Raw genomic sequence first — 23,225 nt, 5'->3', positions numbered from 1 at the left:
CGGTTGCAACCGTCGGACGCTTGTTGCAACCGTCGGACGCTTACTGCAAAAACCGCCACCCAGTCCGGTAAGGAAACACATCCATGATCTCACCGGCCAGTAGGCGCTGCTTCACGTCGTTCCAGAAATCGGCGTCGAAGATCTCGCCGTGCTGCTGGCGTAGGTAGCTAAGGTGGGGGCCGGCCCGCATGAGGAAGCCGGGAAACTCCTCCGGGAACACATCGCGGGGCCCCACGTAGTACCAGGGCTGGGAGGCCATTTCCTGCTCCGGCGTGCGGGGCTCGGGGATGTGGCGGAAATTGCAGTCCGTGACGTGCTCGATCTCGTCGTAGTCATAAAACACCACGCGGTTGACGCGGGTGACGCCGAAGTTTTTGAGCAACAGGTCGCCGGGGAAGATATTGGCCGCGGCGAGCTGCTTGATGGCGCGGCCGTAGTCGCGTAGGGCCTTCTGCGCCATGGCGTCCGTGGCGGTCTGGAGGTAGAGATTGAGCGGCGTCATCTTCTTTTCGATGTAGACGTGGCTCAGCAGGACGCAGTCCTCGAGGACCTCCACTTTGGAGGGGGCGGTGTCCAGCAACTCCGCCAGGCAGTCGGGGCTAAAGCGGTCGCGCGGTAGGGCCAGCTTTTCGAAAAGGTAGCTATCGGCCATGCGGCCCACGCGGTCGTGGCGCTTGACGAGCTCGTAGCGGGCCTTGACCGTCTCGGGGGTGACCTGCTTGGGCGGGGCGAAGTGGTCGCGGATCACCTTGAAGACCATATTGAGCTTCGGGGTGGTGAAGACGTACATCACCATACCCGCAATGCCCGGAGCACTCACGAAGGCCTCCTCGGGGGCCGGGTGCCGATTGAAGTGCCGCAGCAACTCGCGGTAGAATACCGTCTTCCCGTGCTTCTCGAAACCAATGGCATTGTACAGCTCGCTGATGCGCTTACTGGGCATGAAGGTCTGCAGGAAATCGACCATATCGCTCGGCACGCTGATGTCGGCCAGGAAGTACGAGCGGTGGTAGCTAAAGATCGACACCACCTGGTCAGCCTCCAGCAGCAGGGCATCGATTAGTACGCCGCGGCCCACCGGGTGCAGTAGGGGCAGAATAAAGGGAAACACCGCGCCCCGCGACAGGAAACGCCCCACGATGTAGGCGGTCTTATTGCGATAAAACACCGACTGTAGCACCTCCAGTTGATCACCCGGGTGCCGCCCCCCGCGCTCCCGCACGAAGGCCTGCCAGCGCTCGGCCACCAGTTGGATGTCGCGCTCCCGGTCGTCCCAGGCCACGTCGAAGGGGAAGTGGTCCAGCACCTGCCGCACAATCCCCTCCAGTGCAAACGCTCCCAGCGCGAAGTCGTAGGTAATGGTAGAAAGCCCCCGGTACTCCCGGTAGCTACCCGTGCGCACCACGAACATCACCGCCGCATCGGCCCCGATGCCGTAGGTGTAGCGGTACACCGAGTTGAAGAAGGTCTCGGCGATATTACGGGTGTTGAAGTGGGCGATATCCTCGGCGTAGGCGTCGCGCACCTTGGCCCAGAAATGATGGTCTTCCCGCTGCCCCGCCATCAGTTCCTGTAGCTGCTGGGTAGTGGCGGCCACCTCATCGCGGTACAGGGCAATCCGACTGCGGGCATCGGCCTGGGTACCGTGCCAGTCGCGCCGCTCGAAGCGTATGCGCGCCCGCTTGGTGATCAGCTTAAAGCGGTAGTAGTAGCTCATGTACCCCGTGAGGATCCGCTGCGCCACCTCGTAGTGCAGCAGGGCGGGGAACGCCGGTGCAAGGCTACTCGCAAGAGCCACATTTCCGGCGTGGAACTTCTGCATGATAGTTGGAAACTCGTACCGGCTCAGCAGCCGGTCCAGATCGAAGGGCGTACCCTCCCGCACGCTGCGCACCAGTTCGTCGATGTACTGCCGCGACTCGCGGATGCGGTGCAGCATCTCTTCTTGCTCGGTCGTGTGATCGCCGTGACCGGTCACGAGCAGTTTGACCCCGCCACCGCGAATCAGCTCCTCCAGCGTTTGGAGGGTAGTGCGGTACTCGGCGATCGAATGATAGATGTAGGGAAACTCGACGTTGCTCAGGTAGTCTCCCACGATGAGGATACCCCGGCTGCGGTTGAAGGTGAGGAGGCCGTCGGCATTATGGCCCGGAGCCTGGTAGAAGGTGTAGGCATCCTCGCCCAGGGTGAGCTCCGTGCCCTGCCCGGCGATGGGCCGGTCGATGGGGGGGTACACCAGGGGATAAGTGCGGATGATGTAGTTGCTATCGTCCCAGTCGGTAACCTGCTGGAGGGCCTTCTCCCGGTCCGTCGTGTGAGCAAAGGCCTCCGAGGCGACGGTGTGAAAGTGGCTGAACCTGCCGTAGCCGATGATGTGATCGTAGTCGGAGTGGGTGAAGAGCAGGAAACACTCCCGGCCTTCGCTGAGCGGGGCTACCACGTCGGCAATGTGGTCTACCTCGTCGGGTAGCCAGTTGGGATCGACGAGCAGCAGGTAGCGCTCGCCGATGAGCAGGGTAGTAACGGTGCGAAAGAGAGCACTTTCGAAGAGCACCAGCTCCGGCCGCTCGAGCTGCCGTTTCACCCGGTAAACTTATTGCGGTCGATGCCCAGCTTATTCATTTTCGACATTAGCGTACGGCCGTTGAGGTCCAGGAGCTCGGCCGCCCCGCCCGGTCCGGTCACCTTACCGCCGGTGCGTTTAAGGGCCTCGATGATGTACTGCCTCTGCATGGCCTCGAAGGGGATGATCTTCTCGCTGCGGAAGGATTCCTCACCGTTCCGGTCCGGACGCCGCAGGGCGTTGAGGCTTGACTTCAAATTGAGGGTGGAGGCCGTGGAGGTGATCACGGCCCGCTCCACCAGGTTGATGAGCTCCCTTACGTTGCCGGGAAATTCATAGTTGGTCAGCGTCTCGATGTCGCTGGGGTTGATGTGGGTGATGTTGCGGCCCATCCGGTCGGAGTACACCTTGGCGAAGTGCTTGATAAGTACCGGAATGTCCTCCTTGCGCTCCCGCAGCGGCATGTTGTGAATTGGGAAGACGTTGAGGCGGTAGAAAAGATCTTCGCGGAAATTGCTCAATCCAATCATTTGTTCCAGATCGCGGTTGGTGGCGGCCACCACGCGTACGTCCACCAGGATGGGCTCCGTGGAGCCGATACGCTGTATCTCTCCCTCCTGGAGCACCCGCAGCAGTTTGGCCTGCATGTCGAGGGGCAGCTCGCCAATCTCGTCCAGAAAGATGGTACCACCGTCGGCCTGCTCGAAGCGCCCTTTTTTCTGCGCGATGGCTCCGGTGAAGGCCCCGCGCTCGTGCCCGAAAAGTTCGCTCTCGATGAGGGATTCGGGTAGGGCGGCACAGTTCACGCTGATGAGTGGTTTGCGGCTGCGGCGACTGAACTTATGGATCGACTGGGCTAGCAATTCCTTACCGGTACCGGTCTCGCCGGTCACCAGCACGGTGGCATCGGTGTCGGCGACCTGAGCGATTTGGGCCAGTACCTGCTGGTACTTGCGCGATACGGTGATGATGGGCCCACTGGCGTTGACCTGCTCCACCTGTTCACGCAGGGCCTCGTTCTCGCTCTGGAGCTGGCGCGTAAGCTCGTCGACCCGGCGCTTGGTCTTCTGCAAGCGGCGCTTGTTGTTGTACTGTAGGGTAACGTCGCGGCAGATGAGGCAGAGGAAGTACTGCGCCCCGGCGGCTACCTGGGCGAAGCGCACCTGCAGGGTACGGTCATCGCCACTGGGGGTGGAATAGATGTAGTCGACGGCGGAGCGGAAGCGCCCGTCGATCTGCTCCTGGCGGATATCGGCTAGGGCGGGAATCTCCAGGTCGGGCATCAGTTCGGTAATGCTCAGGCCTTCCAGGGGACGGCTGGTCTTGCGGCGGAGCTTGCGGCGGGCGGCTTCGTTGAGCAGCACGATCTCACTGGTGGGGTTAAGCCAGATGACCCACTCGTTAAGGGCATTGAGGGTCTTGCTGTAGAGTTGGAGGTTCTCCGAGAGCTGGGTCTCCTCCCGGATGTCCTGGGTGATCACGATCAGAAACTCCTCCTCGCCACGCTCGTGGTGGTAGATCCGCGACAGGGTCGTTTGGTGCGTTCCATTGCGGTGTACCGTGGCACTCTGTAGCTCTACGTACTTGCGCTCACGCACCCGATCGTACAGGGCACTGATCTGTTCAGTACGGGCGGGGTCAGATAGGTGGGAGGCTGGACTACCGATGAGTTCGCTGCGGGAGTAGCCCGTCAGCTCCGTAGCCTGGTCGTTGACGTAGGTGATCCTGCGGTCGGCGTAGGCAACGACGAAGACGGCATCCGACTGCCGATCCAGCGCCGTACGGAAAAGCTCGTCACCGGCCTGGGTGTTTGAAATGGCGGCCGTGGGGGCATCGTCGCTCCGGGTGAGGGTACCGTACACCTTGTACACTTCCAGTTCATTCTCCACCGACTGCGCCCGAATGGTGTACACCGTAGGAGCGGTCTGCTTATCCGCCGCGGTGGTCCGTACGGGCAGTTGCACCTCGATCTGGTTGATGGTGTCTCTGAGCTGCTTGTAGGTGCTACGTAGATCCGGATAAGCGGAGGGTAATACCCGCTCCTGCATCAGGGCTACGAACTCACCGGCGGGGTAGAAGGGGCGGTCCGCTACCAAGCCCAACCACCAGCGGATGAGGGGCGCGATGTAGACCTGATTGGTGGTAAGGTTGACCTCCCAGGCGCCGATCTTACCGTCGCGCTGCACCACCTCCAGTAGGTCGGCGTCGCGCTTGCCGGCCTCCGTGGCCTGAAAGACGACCAGGCATAATTCCGGATCGATGCTATAAATGTCGAAGCCGGCCCGCCCCCGAATACTGAATAGTTTGCCATCGGCATTCACGAACTCGGTATCCAACCGCTCGCTCTGGTTTTCCTGCAGGCGGTTCCAGAAACGCTTCCACCCCAGCATGCTGAAGTGGGGGTTGATCTCGAAGTAACTAGCGCGCTGAAGGGCGTTGCGGGAGTAGCCGAGCAGGGTAGCGGCACTCTCGTTGCCGTACTGTACCCGGCCGGTGACGTCTACCCATAGCACCCCCTCACTGACGAGGTCAAAGGCATCCTGGTGCATCTGCAGCAGGGCGTCAACGGCGGGTGCTGGATCAGCTAGAGGCAAGTGTAGCGCTAGGTTCTTAGGCCCGTGAAGATAGCATAATCACCGGTAAGCGGTGGGTCAAACTGACGAAGGCTCCACAAGCTTACTCGTGGAGCCTTCGCCGGGAAACGCCGTGCCCGATCACTAAGGGGTAATCAGACCGTTATTATCGGAGTCGTGCGCATTATCTACTACGCCGGCCCATTCCTGATATCCTTCTTCGGCATCTGCCGGACGGGGGCCGATCAGCGTCTCCAGGTCCTTGCGGCTGAGTACCTCTTTTTCGAGCAGGGCCTCGGCCAGTTTATTGACCGCATCGCGCTTAGTAATCAACAACCGCTTGGCGCGATCGTACTGCCCCTGCAACAGATCACGTACCCGATCGTCGATCAGGGTGGCCGTCTCGTCGGAGTAAGGGCGCTGGTAGGCGTCGCGGCTCATACCGTAGAAGCTGACCTGACCGACCTCAGGATTCATACCGTAGACCGTGATCATATCGTATGCCATCTTAGTCACCTTATCGAGGTCGTTCTGGGCTCCGGTACTGATCTTATTGAACACCACTTCCTCGGCGGCGCGACCCCCGAAGGTCATGCACATCATGTCGAGCATTTGCTCGGTGCGGGTGATGTACTGCTCCTTGGGCAGGTACTGAGCATATCCCAGTGCGGCAACACCACGCGGTACGATAGTCACCTTGACCAGCGGCATGGCGTGTTCCAGGAACCAGCCGCAGATGGCGTGACCGGCCTCGTGATACGCGATGATCTTCTTCTCGTCGGGCGAGATGAGCTTGTTCTTCTTCTCCAGTCCGCCGATGACCTTATCGAGGGCGTAATTGAAGTCGTCCAGACCGATGCTGTCCTGATTGCGGCGGGCGGCAATCAGAGCGGCCTCATTGCAGATGTTGGCGATCTCGGCGCCGGCGAATCCAGGCGTCATCTCGGCCAGTACTTCGGCGTTGACGGTGTTGTTGGTCTTGATCGTCTTGAGGTGGACCTTGAAGATGGCCTCCCGCCCCTTCAGGTCGGGCCGGTCAATGCCGATCTGGCGGTCGAAGCGGCCGGGGCGTAGGAGCGCCGAGTCCAGCACGTCCGGCCGGTTGGTGGCGGCCATAAGGATGACGCCCTTGTCGGTGCTAAAGCCATCCATTTCGACCAGCAGCTGGTTGAGGGTATTTTCCCGCTCGTCGTTACCTCCCTGCATATTGGCGCGGCCGCGGGCCCGACCGATGGCATCGATCTCGTCGATGAAGATGATACAGGGGGCTTTCTCCCGGGCCTGCTTGAAGAGGTCACGCACGCGGCTGGCACCTACGCCGACGAACATCTCCACGAAGTCGGAACCCGACATGGTAAAGAAGGGTACACCGGCCTCACCGGCCACGGCCTTAGCTAGAAGCGTCTTACCGGTACCGGGAGGGCCTACGAGCAGTACGCCCTTAGGAATCTTACCACCGAGTGCGGTGTATTTCTTGGGGTTTTTCAGAAAGTCTACAACCTCCATCACTTCCTCCTTGGCCTCATCCAGACCGGCTACGTCGGCAAAGGTGATGTTCACCTTACTGTTCTGATCGAAGAGGGTGGCCTTGGATTTACCGATGTTGAAGATTTGTCCACCGGGGCCTCCGCCACCGCTACCGAGGCGGCGCATCAGGATGATCCAGATGAAGGCGATGACGGCCAGGGGTAGTAGCCACTGGAGGGCATTGCCGAGGTAATCGGTACGGCGCTCGGCGTCGACGCGCACGCGGTCGGCAAAGGGCACGCCCTGCTCCTCGTAGGCCTTGTTAATGAAGTCGTTGAAGGAGCCGGGGTCGGCTACTTCCAGGTAATAATCGTAGCGCGAGCCACCCATGCCCTCGGGGGCGGCGTCTTCGTAGGCGGGCTGCGACTTCTTGTCCGCCTTGATGTAGATCTCGGCGCGGTCTCCGTTGACTAGCTTGATCGACTGGACGGCATTGTCCTTGATCATGTCATTGAGGCGATTGAGCTGGATCTCGCTGGAGGCTCCCGTGCCCCAGTTGGTTAGCACGAGGGCCAACAGGACTACGGACATGATCGCGTAGATCCAGTAGCTCTGGAATTTCGGACCGCCGGTTTCCTCGGGGTTGGAATTCTTATTGTTTGTGCTCATATCTTATGGCTAACGTGCGGAAGTGCTTTTCGTTGGCGGGCCGCACATATTTTGGACGAGCGGCCCTTAGGCGCTCTCGTATTCGGTAGAATCGGCATCGCTCCACAGCTCTTCAATCTGGTAGAAGGCCCGGGTCTCGGGGTAGAAAACGTGCACTACGGTGTCGAAGTAATCCAGGCACACCCAGTTAGCCGGACGGCTGCCGATGGGGTTTTTGGTAATCTCACCGAGCTCGTGTTTCATGCGCCGGTGTACGTTTTCGGCAATGGCCCTGACCTGGGTGGTCGACTCCCCTTCGCAGATGAAGAAGAACTCCGCCGGCCGGTCGTCGAGCTTGCGCAGATCGAGGCGCACGATGTTTTTACCTTTGATGTCCTGGATGCTATCCAGAATTACGTCCAGCCGCTGTTCCAGATTCGGGCTCAGGGCCTTACGCGTAGTCGTTGTGGATGTATTCAAACTGATGCTTTGGGTACTGTAAGGTAGCAAAAACCATTCCCTTAGGAAATGTACATTCAAAACAGAGTGCTGGTTCCTAAAGTTGCCAGGGCGTTCAGCCGCGTAGCCTCCACCAACCTCGCCCTACTCCAAGATCTTAGCACCGGCGCGCCGCCGCCCCACGGAGCCGTGTACACCACGTACTCCCAGTCAGCTGGTCGCGGACAGGGGTCCAACCACTGGCACAGTAGTCCGGGTGCCAATTTGACCCTTAGCCTGCTGCTACGGCCTGACCGACTGACAGTCAATCACCTGCTTGCCCTGATGCAGTTCGTCGCGCTGGCCGTGGCGGATACCGTAGCGGTCTACCTACCAACGGAGCGGATATGCCTTAAGTGGCCCAACGATGTGTACGTCGGACGGCAAAAAATTGCCGGCATTCTTCTGCAAAATGGACTGCGGGGCACGCAGGTGCAGTGGGCCGTGGCGGGCATCGGGCTTAACGTGAATGAACGAGACTTTCCGGAGCCGTTGGCCCGCAGCGCCACCTCCCTGTCGCAACACCTCGGGAAGACACAAGACCTTGCTGCGGTACAAACCACCCTTTTCGATGCCCTTAGCGCGCGTTACGAACTGCTGGCTACCCGGCGCTACTCCGAACTACACGGGGCCTACCAGGAGAGACTCTACCGGCGGGGTGAGTGGGTGGACTTCACGGTCACTGCGACCGGTGAACGGCTACGAGCCAGGGTGGAAGGGGTAGTGCCGAACGGTCGTCTGCTTGTACGAACTGGCGACACGACCCGGCAATTTGCCCAGCAGGAGGTACGCTGGCTGGTCTAGCTTACTCTACCGTCAACTCCAGGTTCTGGTCGATACCGCGCTCGAGTGGGCTTACGCCCTTTTGCATCCACACCGGCATGGGCTGCCCCAGTAAGTAGTGGTCGAAGAACTGGGCCATACGCGTCTGAAAATCAGCGCGGTTAGGTACCTTAACCGGCCAGTGGGGTTCACCCCGGTAATTTAGGAACCAGGCGGGTTTGCCCAGCCGGCGCAGGGCAGTGAACCACTCGATGCCCTGGTACCAGGGTACGGCCCCGTCTTCGTCGTTGTGCAGGATTAGAACGGGGGTGTTGACCTTATCGGTGGTGAAGATGGGGGAGTTTTCGAGGTAGCGCAGGGGGTACTGCCAGGGGGTACCGCCGATGCGGCTCTGGGTGCGCTCGTACTGGAACTGCCGGCTCAGGCCCGTGCCCCAGCGGATACCGCCGTAGGCGGAGAACATATTGACTACCGGTGCGCCGGATTCGATGGCGGCGAACAGATCGGTCTTCGTAGCCAGGTACGCGGCCTGGTAGCCACCCCAGCTGTGGCCCTGTAGTCCGATGCGGTCCTTATCAATGTAGCCGTGCATGAGCAGGCTGCTGATGCCGCTCATCACGCAGTTGTAGGCGCTCTCACCGGGGTAGCCCTCGCGGTACACTACGTCGGGATTGAAGATCACATAGCCGCGGCTGGCGTAGTGGGGGTAGTTGATGGAGCTGCGGCCGGGCACGGGGGTACGGTGGCGGAAGATGCCCTCGCTGCTGCGCTCGTAGAAGTTGACGATCAGGGGGTACTGCCGGGTGGAGTCGAAGTTTTCGGGCTTAACCAGGATGCCGCGCAGTTCGCGGCCCTCGTGGTCGATCCAGCGGTATTCCTCTACGGTGCCCCAGTTAAAGTCAGCCTGCTGCGGATTGGCGTCGGAGATCACGGTAGCCTCGCCGTCGAGGGCGTCGGTTAGTCGCAGGTTAGGGTAATCGGTGTAGCTCTCGCGGGTGTAGAAATAGCGCTCGGCCTGCCGGGCTTTGCGGAAATCGTTGTAGACATAGGGGCCGCTAGTCTGCTCGCTTACCTCTCCATCCTCCAGTAGGGCGAAGCCGCCGTAGTAGGTACTGTCGACCTGGGTGGTGAGCACCATAGGCTCTTTAAGGGCCTTGCGTTCGGGGTCCAGGTCCTGGTAGCGGTATTCCACCCCCCGCTCGCGGCCCTTGGTGAGTCGTTTGGGGGTGTCGGTGCCATCGGGATCCAGGCGCCAGAGATCGTAGCGGTCATAGACGACCATAGACTCGTCGTTCTCCGTCCAGCCGGCCACACCGTAGGGATAAGGGTCGTTGGGCTGATCGTTGCGCTCATCGTAGAAGGTGCCGATGTCGCGGGAGGTGAGGGTGGCCAAGCTTTTGCGTGCTACGTTGTAGGCGCGGTAGACCGAGTCCCCCGGATTGTACCAACTCACGTAGTTGCCCTCCAGCGACCAGTCGTAATAGCCCCGTTCGCCCCGCACCATGTCGGTACGCTCACCGCTGCGCAGATCGACCAGCACGATGTCGCGCGCCGCCGGACCGCCCTCCCACATCGTCTGCTTAGCGTAGGGGCTGTCGGTGTACAGCATCACATAATTGCCCTTGCCCTCTTCCGGTCGGCTGCTTTCCGGGTAGTCCGTAGTAGCCAGCTGGTCAAATTCGTCGACACCGGTGCGGTACACGGCCAGGTAGGTGAACTTGCGGTCCTGCTCCAGTTGATTGTTCTGCTGGGTGTAGAGCAGGGGATCGTCGGTGGTCCACACTTCTACGTCGGCAACCTCGCTGGCCAGGTCGGTGCTGTCGAGCTCCGGCCGCCGGGGCGTAGTACCGAAGAAGAGGTACTTGCCATCGGCGCTAAACTCCGGCCGCCGGTCGTCGCTGATCCGGTAGCCGCGGGGTAGCCAGGCCATGTCGCGCCCGGTCACGATGTAGGCCGAGTCGCTACCCGCTGACCAGTAGTGGAGTTGAAAGGGGGGCTGCTTGTGCTCGTCGTCTTTCTCACTACTCAGGAAGGCGACGTGCTGGCCGTCATAGCTCACGGTGAGCCCGGCGTAGTTAGCCGGTCCGGTGCTCAGGCTCTGCCACTCCAGGTCGGCGGGGTCGATACGCAGTACGCCGTCGGTCCAGGTGCTGTCCTTGGCCGTCCGCTGAGCTACCACGATGGGACGGTCGCGGGCCACGCGGAAGTCCATTACCCCCTCCAGGTAGAAGCTATCGGGATTAGCGAAGCGGCGTACCACCAGTCGGCGGGCCTCCTCGTCGAGGTCCTTACGCAAGCTATCGGGCAGGAGGGAGGCTGTGGTATAGGCAAACACGTCGGCGGAGCGCTCGCTAAGCTTCACCTCGTACACACCCGGATACCGTTGCTGCTGCTGCGTGGCCAGGGTGTACACCACCAGGGTGTCCATTTCTTTGAGTTTTTTCGCTTCCTCTAAACGCTTGTAGTGCAGCACCGTATCGCGCGTGGGCTTGAGCATCCCTACTAGGTACTGCCCGTCGTAGGTAAACTGGGCATCTTCCAGCCGGGGGAAGTGTTGCTGGCGGGCGTTGTCCACATCGTAGAGCACGGTCTGACTGTCGCCCAGGTCTGGTTCCAGGCGGTACACGACATATTTTCCGTCGGCACTCAGGGCTTCTCCGCGCAGCTCTTTCCAGGCCTGCATATCGGCCACCGTGATGGGTTTTTGGGCGCGTACGCAGGTGCAGACTAGGAGAAGGGCCAGGAGCGTGAGGGGGTGGGGGGGCTTCATGGTGCGAAAATACGACATGCTTGGGTCGGTTTAGTTGACTGGGACCTCAACCGGACGCTCAAAGGTCCCAAGTCGCTATGCTCCCAGGGACGCTTCGAGGTCCTTGCGCCCCGCCCACCGTACCTTACCCCCTATGCCCCCAGCCCCCCTCTACCTCGGCCTCGATCTCGGCACCACCTCCGCCAAGATTGGCGCATTTACTTATGATGGCACTTTGGTGAAGGAACGTAGCGGCGCCTACCCCCTGCACCACCCGGAGCCAGGAGCGGCCGTACAGCATGTGGACGAAATCGTGACCGTAGCCGAACGGCTCATCTTGGAGCTGGTAGCTGCCCTACCCGCGCCGCCCCGCGGCATGAGCATCAGTTGCCCCATGCACGGGGTACTCCTACTCGACGCGAAGGGCCAGGCCCTGGGACCAATTCTTACCTGGGCCGACGTACGCGCGCAGGCGGTGATGAATGATTTCGACGAAGCGACCCGGCGCGATCTGCTGCGACGTACCGGTACCCCCGTCCACCCCATGTCGCCCCTAGTCAAGCTGCGGTGGCTAGCCCGGGCACACCCCGAACGACTGGCGGCGGCTACCTACCTTGCGGACCTAAAGTCGTACCTCGTCGACCGCTGGACCACGGCTGGACGGCTGCTGGACGAGCAACTTGCCAGCGCCACGGGACTACTCAATCTGGCCAGCCGTGACTGGGATCAAAATGCTCTATGCCTGGCGGGTGGCGACCAGCCACTTGCCCTACAGCTACCCCGCGTAGTACCGGCTATTACCCGGCTCAGTTGGCGCGCTGAGGTAGCCGAGCGGCTCGGGGTAGGGGAGGTGGCTCTTTTCATCGGGGGCTCCGATGGTTGTCTTGCTAATCTGGGCAGCGGACTACTGGAGCCCGGCAAGGTTTCGCTCACCATCGGTACCAGCGGTGCGGTGCGGGCCACCCACCGGGGACTACAGGGGGATACGGAGCACCAGTTATTTAACTATCTCCTCTTTGATGACTACGCCGTGCTGGGGGGGGCAACCAACAATGGCGGTAAGGTGCTGGAGTGGACCTACGAACTACTGCGGGGACATTTTCCTTCGATTGGCGCGATGATCGAGGCGGCCGTAGCCGCACCCGATACCGATCTGCGTTTCACCCCATACCTCTACGGGGAGCGGGCCCCGATCTGGGATGCCCTGGCCACGGCGAGCTTTCAGCATTTGCGCGGACACCATAAACCGGTAGATCTAGCCCGTGCGGTGCTGCTCGGCGTGACCGACAATGTGATCGAGATTCTGCGCCAGTTGGAAGCAGCTACCTGCCCCTCGGAGATCATCTACGCCAGCGGCGGCTTCACCCGTTCGGTGGGTTGGGTAGACCTGTTGGCCGAGCGGTCGGGCCGGCGCGTAGAAGTGGCGCATACCCCACAGGCCAGTGCATTCGGGGCAGCATTGATCGCGGTACGGGGATCAGAGTAAAAGACTGAGTGGCGGCAGCAGGAGTATGCCATTGACGTATACCGCGTAGTAGTCCTCTCCCCAACCGGCTCGCGTAATGGATCCAATTACCGCACCCACTCCATAGGCAACCAGCAACGGACCACTCTGCGCTGAGGGATACACGAGCAGACCTACCAGTCCGCAGAGCGTAAGTAGCACTACAGCGAGCTGCCGCGTCAGCACCGGCCGCTCCGCCGCTAGCGTCCGCACCCCCTGCCGCCGGTCCAGCACCACGTCACGGGTGTCGAAAAGTAGGGCCACGGCCAGAATGAGGGTAAAACGTAGCAGGGTCTCGGTATGCCACCCCCCCGCCGCCCCTACTACGAAGGTGTCCGTCATCAGCGTCCAGGCCAGCGCCACCCACACCACCTTTAGGTAGGGTAGGTCACGCAGCCGTGGCCCCCCCGGGAAAAGGGGAATGAGGTAGAAAGCGGTAAACGGTAGGGCAAACACCACCGGCCAGAAGGCAGCTACCGCAAATTGGGTGGCTAGTGCCAGCGCGACGGTCAGACTGACCACGGCTACCAACGCTGAGGCTACCGGCCGCCGACGCACCAATTCGTACCGCCGCCCCGTAGGGTGGCCCTGGGCCCGACGAAAGCTCAGCGCACGGTGGGTAGTGTATACCCCTAGCGTAGCGAAAAATACGAAGTAGTGACAGGGGCAGAGCCTGTAGTCACCAGTTACTAGGTAGGTACTCTGCCAGCTCAGCGCCAGGGCCGCCAGCGCGATCCACACATGCCCGTAGAAGAGCCAATTTAGTAACGGATGGCGCATGGCCGTTAAGGTAGCTACACCTCAAAGTAGGTAAAACTCATCCCATTCTCAATCTTCGTAAGGCTCGCCAGGATGAGCTCAATCACCCCCTCCACATCACTCTTCGCCGCCATCTCCACCGTTGTGTGCATGTACTTCAGCGGCAGACTGATCAGCGCCGAGGCCACCCCCCCGTTAGAGTAGGCGAAGGCGTCGGTATCCGTACCCGTAGCCCGGCTACTGGCCTCGCGCTGGATGGCAATGTCCCGCTCGGCGGCCACCTCGAGGATGAGGCCCAGGAGCTTATTGTGCACCGCCGGCGCGTAGGTCACGCTGGGTCCATTACCGGCCTTCACGTCGCCCACCTTCTTCTTGTCGAGCATGGGGGTGGTAGTGTCGTGGGTCACGTCGGTCACGATGGCCACCTGCGGCTTGATGCGGTCCGTGATCATTTGGGCACCGCGTAGGCCGACCTCTTCCTGCACCGAGTTGACGACGTAGAGCGAGAAGGGCAGTTCGATACTACGCTCCTGGAGCAGACGGGCCACCTGTGCGATGCAGAAGCCCCCCATACGGTTGTCGAGGGCGCGGCCGCAGTAGTAGCGGTCGTTCATCACCTCCAGCTCGTCGGGGTAGGTAATGACACTGCCGACGTGGATACCCATCTCAAGAACCTCCTCCTTATCCTTTGCTCCGACGTCGATGAAGATGTTTTCCAGCTTAGGCTGCAGCTTAGCGTCCTCGCCGCGCCGGGTGTGAATGGCCGGCCAGCCGAAGACCCCGCGCACGATCCCCTTGTCGCCGTGAATGTCGACGCGTTTAGAGGGGGCAATGGTGTGGTCGCTGCCCCCGTTGCGGATCACGTACAGGTGACCGGCGTCGGTGATGTAGTGCACGAACCAACTGATCTCGTCGGCGTGGCCCTCGATGACCACGCGGTAGTTCCGGCCGGGATTGATGATGCCGTAGGCGGTACCGTAGGTGTCTATGGCCACCTCATCCACGTAGGGGCGGAGGTAGTCGAGCCAGAGTTGCTGACCGGCGGACTCGAAGCCGGTGGGGGATGCATTGTTTAGATAGCGGTGCAGAAAGGCCTCGGCCTGCTCGTTCAATACGGTCATTGGGGTGTAGTGGTTTGTCCAAAAAAGCGTCGAAGCAAAAAACGCAAAAACTTATACAAAGGAGCGCAGCTTATGCCGAAAAGTTCTCACTCCAGGCGCGGGGGTCCTGCCGCCAATCGCCCAGGGCGGCGACATCGGCGGCCGAAATACTGCCGCGAGCCTCTGCCTCCTCCAGTAAAACAGTATAGTTGCTCAGCGTATGTAGGGGGACGCCAGCACGCTCGAAAGCACGCTCCGCGGCGGGAAAGCCGTAAGTAAATATCGCTACGGTAGCCGCGGCCTCCCCCCCGGCAGCCCGCAGGGCCTCTACGGCCTGGAGGCTACTGCCCCCCGTGGAAATCAAATCTTCTACGACCAGGTAGCGGTGGCCGGGGGTGATGCGGCCCTCGATCCGGTTGCGGCGGCCGTGCTCCTTGGCCGAGCTGCGGATATAAATGAACGGAAGCTGTAGGCGATCGGCGAGTAGGGCCCCATGGGGTATTCCGGCAGTCGCTACGCCGGCTACCCCGTCCACCCCCTGTATGGCACCGGCGACCCCGCCCAGTGCCTGGATGATTTCCGTGCGGATGGCCGGATAGGAGAGCAGCACCCGGTTGTCGCAGTAGATCGGAGAGCGCAGTCCGCTGGCCCAGGTGAAAGGTTCCTGGGGTTGCAACTTCACCGCCCCGACCTCAAGTAGGCGGCGCGCAACGTGGCGGGAAGTGTCCATAGGGTCGTATTTTTCGCGCCAATGTACGTAATCTATATCAACGACCGACCGCTGCTGCTGCGCTCCGAAAGTGGCCCGGCAATGCACGACGGCCGGGCCCCCGCTACCCACCTGATCGCCCGCTACAGCGGCAAACGCAAGAGCCTGCTCAACTACGCCGACACCCTGGAAAAGGGCAGCCCGAAGGTGACTTCCGTAGAGCTCTTGAGCCCCGACGTAGAGGTGCTCTGGCACGATTTCCGCAGCCATTACAAGTGGGTGGAGGCCGCCGGCGGCGTGGTGACCAACGTCAGGAACGGCAAGCAACTCTTCATCTTTCGGCGCGACTACTGGGACCTGCCCAAGGGCAAACTTGACGACGGGGAGGCGCCCGCCACCGCCGCCCTGCGGGAGGTCGAGGAGGAGACCGGCGTGGAGCAGCTCGAGCTCGGACCGGCCCTGCCCACCACCTACCACACCTACCGCAGTAGCAAGGATACCCGCATCCTGAAGCCGACCTACTGGTTTGCCATGACCACCGAGCAGCAGGAGCTGACCCCCGAGGCCAGCGAGGGCATCGTGATGGCCCAGTGGCGTGGGGTAAGCGAAGTGCTGAGCGACGATGGGCCTATCTATGCTAATCTGCGTGCCCTCCTTAAAGGACTGTAGCCCCCGAACCGCCCTCTAAAACCTATATTTGCCGCCCACTCACCCCGCACGCGTATGTATAATTTGATCCTCTTCGGCCCACCGGGATCGGGAAAGGGCACCCAGGCCGACTACCTCGTCAAGCAGCACGGTTTTTTACACATCAGTACCGGCGATATGTTCCGCGAGGAGCTGAGTCGCGATACCCCCCTGGGGCAGGAGGCCCGCAAGTATATGGATCGGGGCGACCTGGTACCCGACGAGGTCACCATCGCCATGCTGCGCAAGCGCGTGGAGCAGCACCCTGACGTGGCCGGCATCATCTTCGACGGCTTCCCCCGTACCGACCCCCAAGCCGCGGAGCTCAACGATATGATGGAGGAAAAACAGGCTAGTATCAACGCCCTCATTCTGCTGGACGTTGACGTCGATACCATCGTGCAGCGCATCCTGGGCCGGGCGGCCACCAGCGGGCGGGCCGATGACGCCAAGGAGGACGTGATCCGCACCCGTTACGAGAACTTCATTAACTATACCGCGCCGGTGTTCGACTTTTACGATCGGCTGGGCCTGGCCCACCGCGTCAACGGTGCCCAGTCGCCCAGTAAGGTGGCCCAGGCAATCGCCGATATCGTAGGTCCGGCAGCACAGGACTAACCACAGCAGGGGGGCATGGCACGCGCAAACTTCGTCGATTACGTAAAGATCAACCTGACCTCCGGCAGCGGCGGGGCGGGCTCCAAACACTTTTACCGGGCTAAGGGCATTCCGAAGGGCGGGCCCGACGGCGGCGATGGCGGTCGGGGCGGCCACATCATCCTACGCGGCAACCGCAACCTGTGGACGCTGCTGCAGTTCAAGTACAAAAAGCACATCCGCGCCGAGCCCGGACAGCGTGGCGGCGAGAACAATAAGTCCGGAGCCACGGGGGCCGATGTCATTCTGGATGTTCCGCTGGGCACCATCGCCCGCGACGCCGAGACCGACGAAACACTCTTCGAGATTACCGACCACGGCGAGGAGCGCATCCTGGTCGAGGGCGGCCGCGGCGGACTCGGCAACTCCCACTTTAAGTCCAGCACCAACCAGAGCCCCGACTACGCCCAACCCGGCGAGGACGGCATCGAAGGCTGGTACATCCTGGAGCTCAAGGTGCTGGCCGATGTCGGTCTGGTGGGCCTGCCGAACGTAGGTAAATCTACCCTTCTGTCCGTACTCACCGCCGCCAAACCCGAGATCGCTAACTACGAGTTCACCACCATCGTACCCAACATCGGTATGGTGCAGTACCGTGACGGCCGCTCGTTTGCCATGGCCGACATCCCCGGCATCATTGAGGACGCCCACCTGGGTAAGGGGCTCGGCCACCGCTTCCTGCGCCACATCGAGCGCAATGCCACCCTGTTATTCTGTATCCCGGCCGATGCCGATGACCTCCGCGGACAGTACCAGACGCTGCTCCACGAGCTCGAGCAGTATAATCCCGAGCTACTGGATAAGCCCCGCGTCCTAGCCCTTACCCGTGCCGATATGGTTGATGAGGAGCTCAAGGCCCTACGTGCCCACGAGGTTCCTAAGGGACAACCCGCCCTTTACGTATCCAGCATCACCGGCGAGGGTATCACCGAGCTGAAGGACCTGCTCTACGGACTCATCATCGAGCAGCGCGAGCAGTACGACGGCCGCCAGCGGGCCATGGAGGAAGAGTAGTTAGAGGAAGCGGTCGAGCTGAGCGGAGAGCATATTTTGTAGACTCGCCGTAGCCAGATCCCGCGCCGCGATCGCGTCCATGCCCCGCTGCTGGTACATGGCTTCTAGCCGCACTTGCGACTGGTAGTAGGCCACGCGTAGGGCGGTGAGTAGCTGGGCGTGCAGGGGGTCTTCGGTGGCCCATTCGTCCAGGTTTTGCCACACTGTAGTCTCCCAGTTTCGGGCGCGGGCGGCGTCCGGGGTGGGTAGGGGCGCGGTGGCGTTGAGTAGGGCACCGCGCGCTTCCTGAAGTTTCTGGGCGGCCTGGGCATTGTCGAGTCCGGCGGCCAGGTCGTCGGCAATGGCCAGGGCTACGGTCACCTCGGGCCAGCTGGCGGGGGCGTTACCGGGGGCGGCACCGTCTCCCTCGGCGGCGGCCAGGATGCGGTACTTGCGCAGAGGAGCGAGTTGGGCCCAGGCCTGCTCGTAGGCGGCGGTGGTGCCGGGGCCGTAGAGTCCGTCGATGGCACCGTCGTAATAGCCTTTTTCCTTAAGCACCCGCTGCAGCTCGGCGGCGCTGTGCCGCTTGGTGCGCATATCGATGTCGGGCAGTCCGGGCCGGTCCACGCGTAGGGGCTGCGGTACGGGCACGGTGGCGGGCGGTTCGGCGGCGGCGGCAACGGCCTCCTCGCCGAGCGGGGCGGAATCGGGGGCAGTGGGCGGGGCCGCGGGTACAGTGTCCGTTGCGCGGGGCGCCGGTGCGGGAGCGACCCCCTCACTATCTACGGGGGGTTGCCGTAATTCGAGCGGGATAAGTGGCTTTTTGATGCCCGTTTCAAATACGCCGACCGGGATCAGGCTTTGCGGGTTCAGCTTCTTGATGAAGGCATCGGCGTAGCCCAGGCCGCGGATGTCGCTCAGCGCCTGGGTGGCATCCTCCGGGGAGGCGTAGGGACCGGTCACCACCTTCACCGCGCCATCCGTAGCGTCGACGTAAAGCTTGCCGGCGCGTTCCAGGGCCGGCCAGTCTAGCTCGCGGTCGCGGCCGCGGCGGAGAGCAATTTGAACGTAGGTACTTGACGCATCGCCGGTGGTGGGCAGGGCGAAGGGGGCGGCGTTGCGGTAGCCCCTGGTTTGGAGCTGCTCGCTGACCTGGGTGGCCTTCTCCTGCGTGGAGTAGTTGCCAACGTAGACCTCCACCAGGGGAGCCTCCCGGGCCAGGCCGTAGATGAAGCCGAGTTCGCGCAGATCGGCAAAGTCAGCGGCGTCGGCGTCCTGAAACGTGCCCACCCGTACGTTGTAAAGTTCCTGGGCCGGGAGCCAGCAGCTGAGGAGGATAAGGGAGGCGGTCAGGGTAGCTCGCGGGCAGTTCATCGTGTCGGTTTGGTAGCGGAAGGTGTTAACGTGGCCGGCAGGGGCCTGGTATTTGCTAGGGGGGTAAAAGTACTGCGCAACTTTCTGCCCCCGAATTCGTATTTTAGCCACGATCCCCAGCCAATGGCCCAGGAGGCTATGCCGGGGGCGCTACTCGGTATGAACAGAAAAAGTAACGACCAGCGTGAAACAGCGCTGATGGCCCTCGTGGCCCGCTACGAATCCGCCCACCAGAAAAAACGCCCGCTCTTTTTAGCGGAGGAGGAATTTGAGGAACTACTCATCCACTACTTCGGTCAGCACGACTACGACCAGACCCTCGAGGTAGCCGACCTGGCCATCAGCCAGCACACCTACACCCCCGACTTTTACAAGTGGAAGGCCCTCATCCACAAGATCAACCTGCAGGAAGAAGACGCCCTGGCCACCCTCGAACAGCTCAACATCTACGCCCCCAACGATGAGGAGGTGATGATGCTGCGCCTGGAGGTCTTCGTGCACTTCGAGCACCAGGAGGAGGCCCGCGCCGCCCTCGACCAGCTGTATAACCTAGTCGACGAGGACGAAAAGCTGAGCCTACTGGCCTTCTTCGACGGACTGCTCTGCATGCAGGAAAACCGCTTCCGCGAAAGCTTCGAAGCCCTGGCCGAGGCCATCCGACTCGATCCCTACCAGGAGCCCGCCTACGACGAACTGCTCAACGCCCCCGAGCTCGACGCCTTCCGTAAGGACATCGGCCGTATGCTACAGCGGCAGGCCGACCGCGACCCCTTCAACGACCTGAGCTGGTACTACCTGGGTATGTGGTACGACGACGGCGGCGACGACCTGGCCGCCCTCGATGCCTTCGCTAACGCCCGCTCCCTGAACGCCGACCGCAGCGGCTATGACCTCGAGTTCGCCGACAAGCTCTTCGACTTGGAAATGTACGAGCAGGCCCTGCGGGGATATACCGCCTACTTCGAGTCGGATGACGCCGAGGAGAGCTACGAGACCTGCATGCGTATCGGCCGCAGCCACCAGTTACTGGAAGACTACGCCAGTGCCAAAAAATCGTATTTCCGGGCCCTGGAGCTCGATCCGGAGATGTACGACATTTACCAGTACATCGCCGAGTGCTGCGTAGCCCAGGAGAAGTGGGGCGTAGCGGCCTATAACTACGGGCGCGCCGTAGAGCTGCCGAACCATACGGCCGACTGCTGGCTCGGTCTCGCACTGTGTAGCTCGGCCACCAACGCCCCCCTCGAGGCCGAGCAGGCCTTCCTGAAGGCCATCGAGATGGAGGAAGAGTTCAGCGATGCCTACGTGTCCTACGCCCTGTTCCTGGTCGAGAACGGCCGCGAGCTCGACGCGATCAAGATGCTGGAGGATGCAGCCGAGCAGTACACGGATGACGCCCTGGCCTTTGGTACGGTCGCTATTCTAATGCTCTGTAACCGCCGCAAGGAGGCGCTGGTGCTGCTCAACGAAGCCCTCGGGGAATACTACGAGGAGCGGGAGCAACTCTTCAACTGGCACCCCGAACTGGAGCATGACCCCGACGTGCTGGCCCTACTGCAACTGCATAAGCAGTAGGTAGACCGCCGCACTCAGCGCCGTGGCTACGTTCATGGAGGTGTTCTGTCCGTGCATGGGTAGGTGCACCGTAGCCTCGCACTCGGCAAGCACCGCTTCGCTGATTCCCCCAACCTCCGTACCCGCCACCAGGATGAGGTCGCGGTCGGTAGGTAGGCGGTACGTGAAGAGGGATTCACTGGTCGCGGTAAGTTCGAGTCCGAGGATTAATCTTCCGGTCTGTCGCTCCTGCCGTAGGTAGGCCAGGGTATCGGTGACGGACGCGTAGGGGACAGCCCTTACCGTCGAACGGGCCGTGCGGGCGATCTTGGGGTGGGGGGGGCGTGGGGTGGTACCGCCGAGCACGATCTTTTCTAGTCCGGCGGCATCCGCTAAACGAAAGACCGAACCCACGTTGCGGGGGTCGCGCCAGTCGGGGCAAACCAACGTGATGGGGTAGAGGCGGTTACTCCGTTCGACCTCGTGGTGGACGAGCTGCTTAACGGGTGCCGGCCTCACTGGTCATTAAAGCCGACGAGCTCGATGTCGAAGATTAGGTCGGTATTGGAGCAGATGTTACCCACCTGGCTGGGTCCGTAGGCGAGGGCGGAGGGGACGAAAAGTTGGATTCTGCCGCCCTTACCAATTAGGGGTATGCCCTCCTGCCAGCCCACGATGAGGTTGCTGAGGCGGAAGGTACGGGGGCTACCGGTCGTCTCATCGAAGGTTTCGTCTTCGGTGGTATAGCCCCGGTAGTTTACCACCACATCACTCGTAAGTCTAGGGCGCAGCGAATCGCCGGGTTCCTGGATCACGTAGTACAGACCCCGATCACCCTCCGTGGCCTGAATATTGTTTGCGGTACGGTACTCCTCGAGCGTCATGTCGCTGCTGAGGCAGTCGTCTTCGTTATTTCCACACCCCAGACTGAGTAGGCAGGGCAGCGAAAGCAGTACTAAAAGTAGTCGGTACATGGGAGGAAGATTAGCCCACGAAGGTACGCAAATGTTGGAGGCAGAGCACCCGAAAGCACACACCTAGTTGGTCATAAAATTCACAATTGCAAAAAAATAGCCTAATTTTAAACACATGGCGGTACCCTGGGTTATGGAAGCACACGACTTAAGCGAATAAGATAAGGTGAGTGTATGTAAGTGGTCCGCCGGTTTTCCGGCGGGCCTTTTTTGTTTGGGGTCGCTGCCGTAGACTTACCTTTAGGGGTACATGACTCGTTTCCTGTCCCCGGCGGGTGACTGGCTGGCAGCGATGGTGCTATTGCTGGTTGCCGTCTCCTGCACTGCCGATCCGCCCATCCCACTGTCATCCCCCCCCACCGAACCCATCGCCGACTACCGCGAGACTGACTACCAGGAGGAGCAGCTGACGGATAGTATGCTTTACGACAAAATACTGGGCAGTCTGGTCGGCTCGGCCATCGGCGATGCCATGGGGGCACCCACCGAGATGTGGACGCGTGCGGCCATCGGCGATGAGTACGGGCACGTCGACAGCCTAGCGCTCGTGCTGCGCGAGCCTAGCCCCGAGGGCCCCTGGAACTACAACTTGCCCCCCGGTGCCGGTACCGACGATACGCGCTGGAAGGCGCTACTGGTCGATTTTGCCGTTGCGGAGCACGACTACCGGGGACGTAATCATCCGCTAGTGCTCGACGCCACCCGCTTCAGCGAGTTCCTCAACGCTCGGTACGCCACTAGCGTAGATGAGCTTCGGCAGACCAGCGGGTTCGATCCCGAGCCCCTGGAGGATGCCATGCGCCGCGTCACCTGGCTGCAGGAGTGGGCCCGCGTCACCCGCGCCTATGCCGACGGCGACCTCGATGGCTACCGCAACGCACTTTCCCGCTTCTACGGGGGTGAGGTATCCTGTGCCGGTATGCTGTACGCCCCGGTCGTGGGTGCCGCCTTTCCGGGCCGGCCGGAGAAGGCGTATTCCGCCGCCTACACGATCGGCCTCTTCGACCTGGGTTATGCCCGCGACATCTCGGGGCTCACGGCGGCTCTCACGGCGGTAGCTTTCCTGCCCCAGGCCGGTCCTGGTGACTTCCTGCGCGTAATGCGCGAGGTCGACCCCGAGGGCTTCTTTCGGTCGCGACTGTTGGGCCGAGTAGCCTACCAGCAATTTAAACAGGCCCGTGCTATCGTTCGCTCCGCCCGACGGGTGACGCTAGAGGACGCTCGTGCTATGCACCTCGAGCTACCCCCCGCCTACGTCTATGACACCCTCACCTTCGCCCAGACGCAGCGTGCTTACGAACTGCTGGCCGAGGCGCGTCAGGACGTCCCCTTTCACGCCGGTGAGGTGCACCTCATCAACCTGACCGCGCTCCTGTTCTCTAACTACCAGTTTCAGCCCGCCATGGAGTTCGTGACCAACTACGGGCGTGACAACGATACCGTAGCTGCGGTGACGGGGGCTATTCTGGGGGCACTGCATGGGTATGGCGGTCTGCCTGTGAATACTCGTGAGCGGGTCATGAGAGTAAACCGAGAGGTACTGGATATTGACCTGGAACAGTATGCACGTGCACTTACGGACGCGGTACTGAGCAGGCGCACCAGGTAGCGACGGGTTTAGCCGTCGCTACAG

18 protein-coding genes are annotated in these 23,225 nt (G+C 61.6%); 7 read left to right on the top strand and 11 right to left on the bottom strand.

What is annotated here, in order from left to right:
• Window positions 1-40: 40 nt before the first annotated feature.
• The 4 genes from aceK to rsfS all read right to left on the bottom strand — a co-directional run bounded on the left by aceK (window position 41) and on the right by rsfS (window position 7,731).
• Complete coding sequence (gene aceK / locus ACOOHD_RS08245; RefSeq protein ID WP_420461093.1) at window positions 41-2,584, bottom strand: bifunctional isocitrate dehydrogenase kinase/phosphatase; 2,544 nt, start codon at window positions 2,582-2,584, stop codon at window positions 41-43.
• Window positions 2,581-5,157 (bottom strand): sigma 54-interacting transcriptional regulator, encoded by a 2,577-nt coding sequence (locus ACOOHD_RS08240; protein WP_420461092.1) that lies wholly within the window; start codon window positions 5,155-5,157, stop codon window positions 2,581-2,583. Before ACOOHD_RS08240 ends, aceK begins: the two co-directional genes overlap by 4 nt.
• Before the next feature lie 123 nt (window positions 5,158-5,280).
• On the bottom strand, window positions 5,281-7,272 hold the full coding sequence (gene ftsH / locus ACOOHD_RS08235) for an ATP-dependent zinc metalloprotease FtsH (protein WP_420461091.1): 1,992 nt from the start codon (window positions 7,270-7,272) through the stop codon (window positions 5,281-5,283).
• A gap of 66 nt (window positions 7,273-7,338) precedes the next feature.
• Complete coding sequence (gene rsfS / locus ACOOHD_RS08230; RefSeq protein WP_420461090.1) at window positions 7,339-7,731, bottom strand: ribosome silencing factor; 393 nt, start codon at window positions 7,729-7,731, stop codon at window positions 7,339-7,341.
• A gap of 66 nt (window positions 7,732-7,797) precedes the next feature.
• Here rsfS and ACOOHD_RS08225 point away from each other — a divergent pair, with 66 nt between their 5' ends.
• The gene (locus ACOOHD_RS08225; RefSeq protein WP_420461089.1) at window positions 7,798-8,553 is read left to right on the top strand and encodes a biotin--[acetyl-CoA-carboxylase] ligase; all 756 of its coding nucleotides are present in this window, start codon (window positions 7,798-7,800) and stop codon (window positions 8,551-8,553) included.
• 1 nt (window position 8,554) lies between these two features.
• On the opposite strand, the gene ACOOHD_RS08220 is transcribed toward ACOOHD_RS08225, so the two are convergent.
• The gene (locus tag ACOOHD_RS08220; RefSeq protein ID WP_420461088.1) at window positions 8,555-11,302 is read right to left on the bottom strand and encodes an alpha/beta hydrolase family protein; all 2,748 of its coding nucleotides are present in this window, start codon (window positions 11,300-11,302) and stop codon (window positions 8,555-8,557) included.
• 133 nt (window positions 11,303-11,435) lie between these two features.
• Here ACOOHD_RS08220 and ACOOHD_RS08215 point away from each other — a divergent pair, with 133 nt between their 5' ends.
• Complete coding sequence (locus ACOOHD_RS08215) at window positions 11,436-12,767, top strand: gluconokinase (RefSeq protein WP_420461087.1); 1,332 nt, start codon at window positions 11,436-11,438, stop codon at window positions 12,765-12,767.
• Here ACOOHD_RS08215 and ACOOHD_RS08210 read toward each other — a convergent pair.
• From ACOOHD_RS08210 to pyrE, 3 genes are all read right to left on the bottom strand, one after another.
• On the bottom strand, window positions 12,759-13,565 hold the full coding sequence (locus ACOOHD_RS08210) for a hypothetical protein (protein ID WP_420461086.1): 807 nt from the start codon (window positions 13,563-13,565) through the stop codon (window positions 12,759-12,761). The two genes, ACOOHD_RS08215 and ACOOHD_RS08210, sit on opposite strands and share 9 nt — an antisense overlap.
• Window positions 13,566-13,579: 14 nt before the next feature.
• The gene (locus ACOOHD_RS08205) at window positions 13,580-14,665 is read right to left on the bottom strand and encodes a M42 family peptidase (RefSeq protein WP_420461085.1); all 1,086 of its coding nucleotides are present in this window, start codon (window positions 14,663-14,665) and stop codon (window positions 13,580-13,582) included.
• 70 nt (window positions 14,666-14,735) lie between these two features.
• Window positions 14,736-15,374, bottom strand: a complete 639-nt coding sequence (pyrE, locus tag ACOOHD_RS08200; protein ID WP_420461084.1) for an orotate phosphoribosyltransferase — start codon at window positions 15,372-15,374, stop codon at window positions 14,736-14,738.
• A gap of 21 nt (window positions 15,375-15,395) precedes the next feature.
• Between pyrE and ACOOHD_RS08195 the strand changes: the two genes are divergently transcribed.
• Genes ACOOHD_RS08195 through obgE form a run of 3 tightly spaced genes read left to right on the top strand, consistent with a single transcriptional unit; the run spans window position 15,396 to window position 17,711 of the window.
• A complete protein-coding gene (locus tag ACOOHD_RS08195) occupies window positions 15,396-16,022 on the top strand; it encodes an NUDIX hydrolase (RefSeq protein WP_420461083.1) in 627 nt (208 codons plus the stop codon).
• Between the two features lie 54 nt (window positions 16,023-16,076).
• A complete protein-coding gene (locus tag ACOOHD_RS08190; RefSeq protein ID WP_420461082.1) occupies window positions 16,077-16,658 on the top strand; it encodes an adenylate kinase in 582 nt (193 codons plus the stop codon).
• Between the two features lie 15 nt (window positions 16,659-16,673).
• A complete protein-coding gene (obgE, locus tag ACOOHD_RS08185) occupies window positions 16,674-17,711 on the top strand; it encodes a GTPase ObgE (RefSeq protein ID WP_420461081.1) in 1,038 nt (345 codons plus the stop codon).
• On the opposite strand, the gene ACOOHD_RS08180 is transcribed toward obgE, so the two are convergent.
• Window positions 17,712-19,064 (bottom strand): peptidoglycan-binding domain-containing protein, encoded by a 1,353-nt coding sequence (locus ACOOHD_RS08180; RefSeq protein ID WP_420461080.1) that lies wholly within the window; start codon window positions 19,062-19,064, stop codon window positions 17,712-17,714.
• Between the two features lie 123 nt (window positions 19,065-19,187).
• Here ACOOHD_RS08180 and ACOOHD_RS08175 point away from each other — a divergent pair, with 123 nt between their 5' ends.
• Window positions 19,188-20,639 (top strand): tetratricopeptide repeat protein, encoded by a 1,452-nt coding sequence (locus ACOOHD_RS08175; protein WP_420461079.1) that lies wholly within the window; start codon window positions 19,188-19,190, stop codon window positions 20,637-20,639.
• Here ACOOHD_RS08175 and ACOOHD_RS08170 read toward each other — a convergent pair.
• Both ACOOHD_RS08170 and ACOOHD_RS08165 read right to left on the bottom strand, forming a co-directional pair.
• On the bottom strand, window positions 20,616-21,137 hold the full coding sequence (locus tag ACOOHD_RS08170; RefSeq protein WP_420461078.1) for a TrmH family RNA methyltransferase: 522 nt from the start codon (window positions 21,135-21,137) through the stop codon (window positions 20,616-20,618). The two genes, ACOOHD_RS08175 and ACOOHD_RS08170, sit on opposite strands and share 24 nt — an antisense overlap.
• Window positions 21,134-21,592 (bottom strand): FKBP-type peptidyl-prolyl cis-trans isomerase, encoded by a 459-nt coding sequence (locus ACOOHD_RS08165; protein WP_420461077.1) that lies wholly within the window; start codon window positions 21,590-21,592, stop codon window positions 21,134-21,136. The genes ACOOHD_RS08170 and ACOOHD_RS08165 overlap by 4 nt, the downstream gene beginning before the upstream one ends.
• A 250-nt stretch (window positions 21,593-21,842) precedes the next feature.
• Between ACOOHD_RS08165 and ACOOHD_RS08160 the strand changes: the two genes are divergently transcribed.
• Window positions 21,843-23,201 carry an ADP-ribosylglycohydrolase family protein gene (locus ACOOHD_RS08160; protein ID WP_420461076.1) on the top strand — a complete coding sequence of 453 codons (1,359 nt, stop codon included), beginning with the start codon at window positions 21,843-21,845 and terminating at the stop codon, window positions 23,199-23,201.
• Window positions 23,202-23,225 lie beyond the last annotated feature (24 nt).

The organism is Neolewinella sp. (assembly GCF_965214665.1).
Classification (GTDB): domain Bacteria; phylum Bacteroidota; class Bacteroidia; order Chitinophagales; family Saprospiraceae; genus Neolewinella.
The sequence above is the reverse complement of the archived record's forward strand: the minus strand, read 5'-3'. Positions and strand labels throughout refer to the sequence as shown.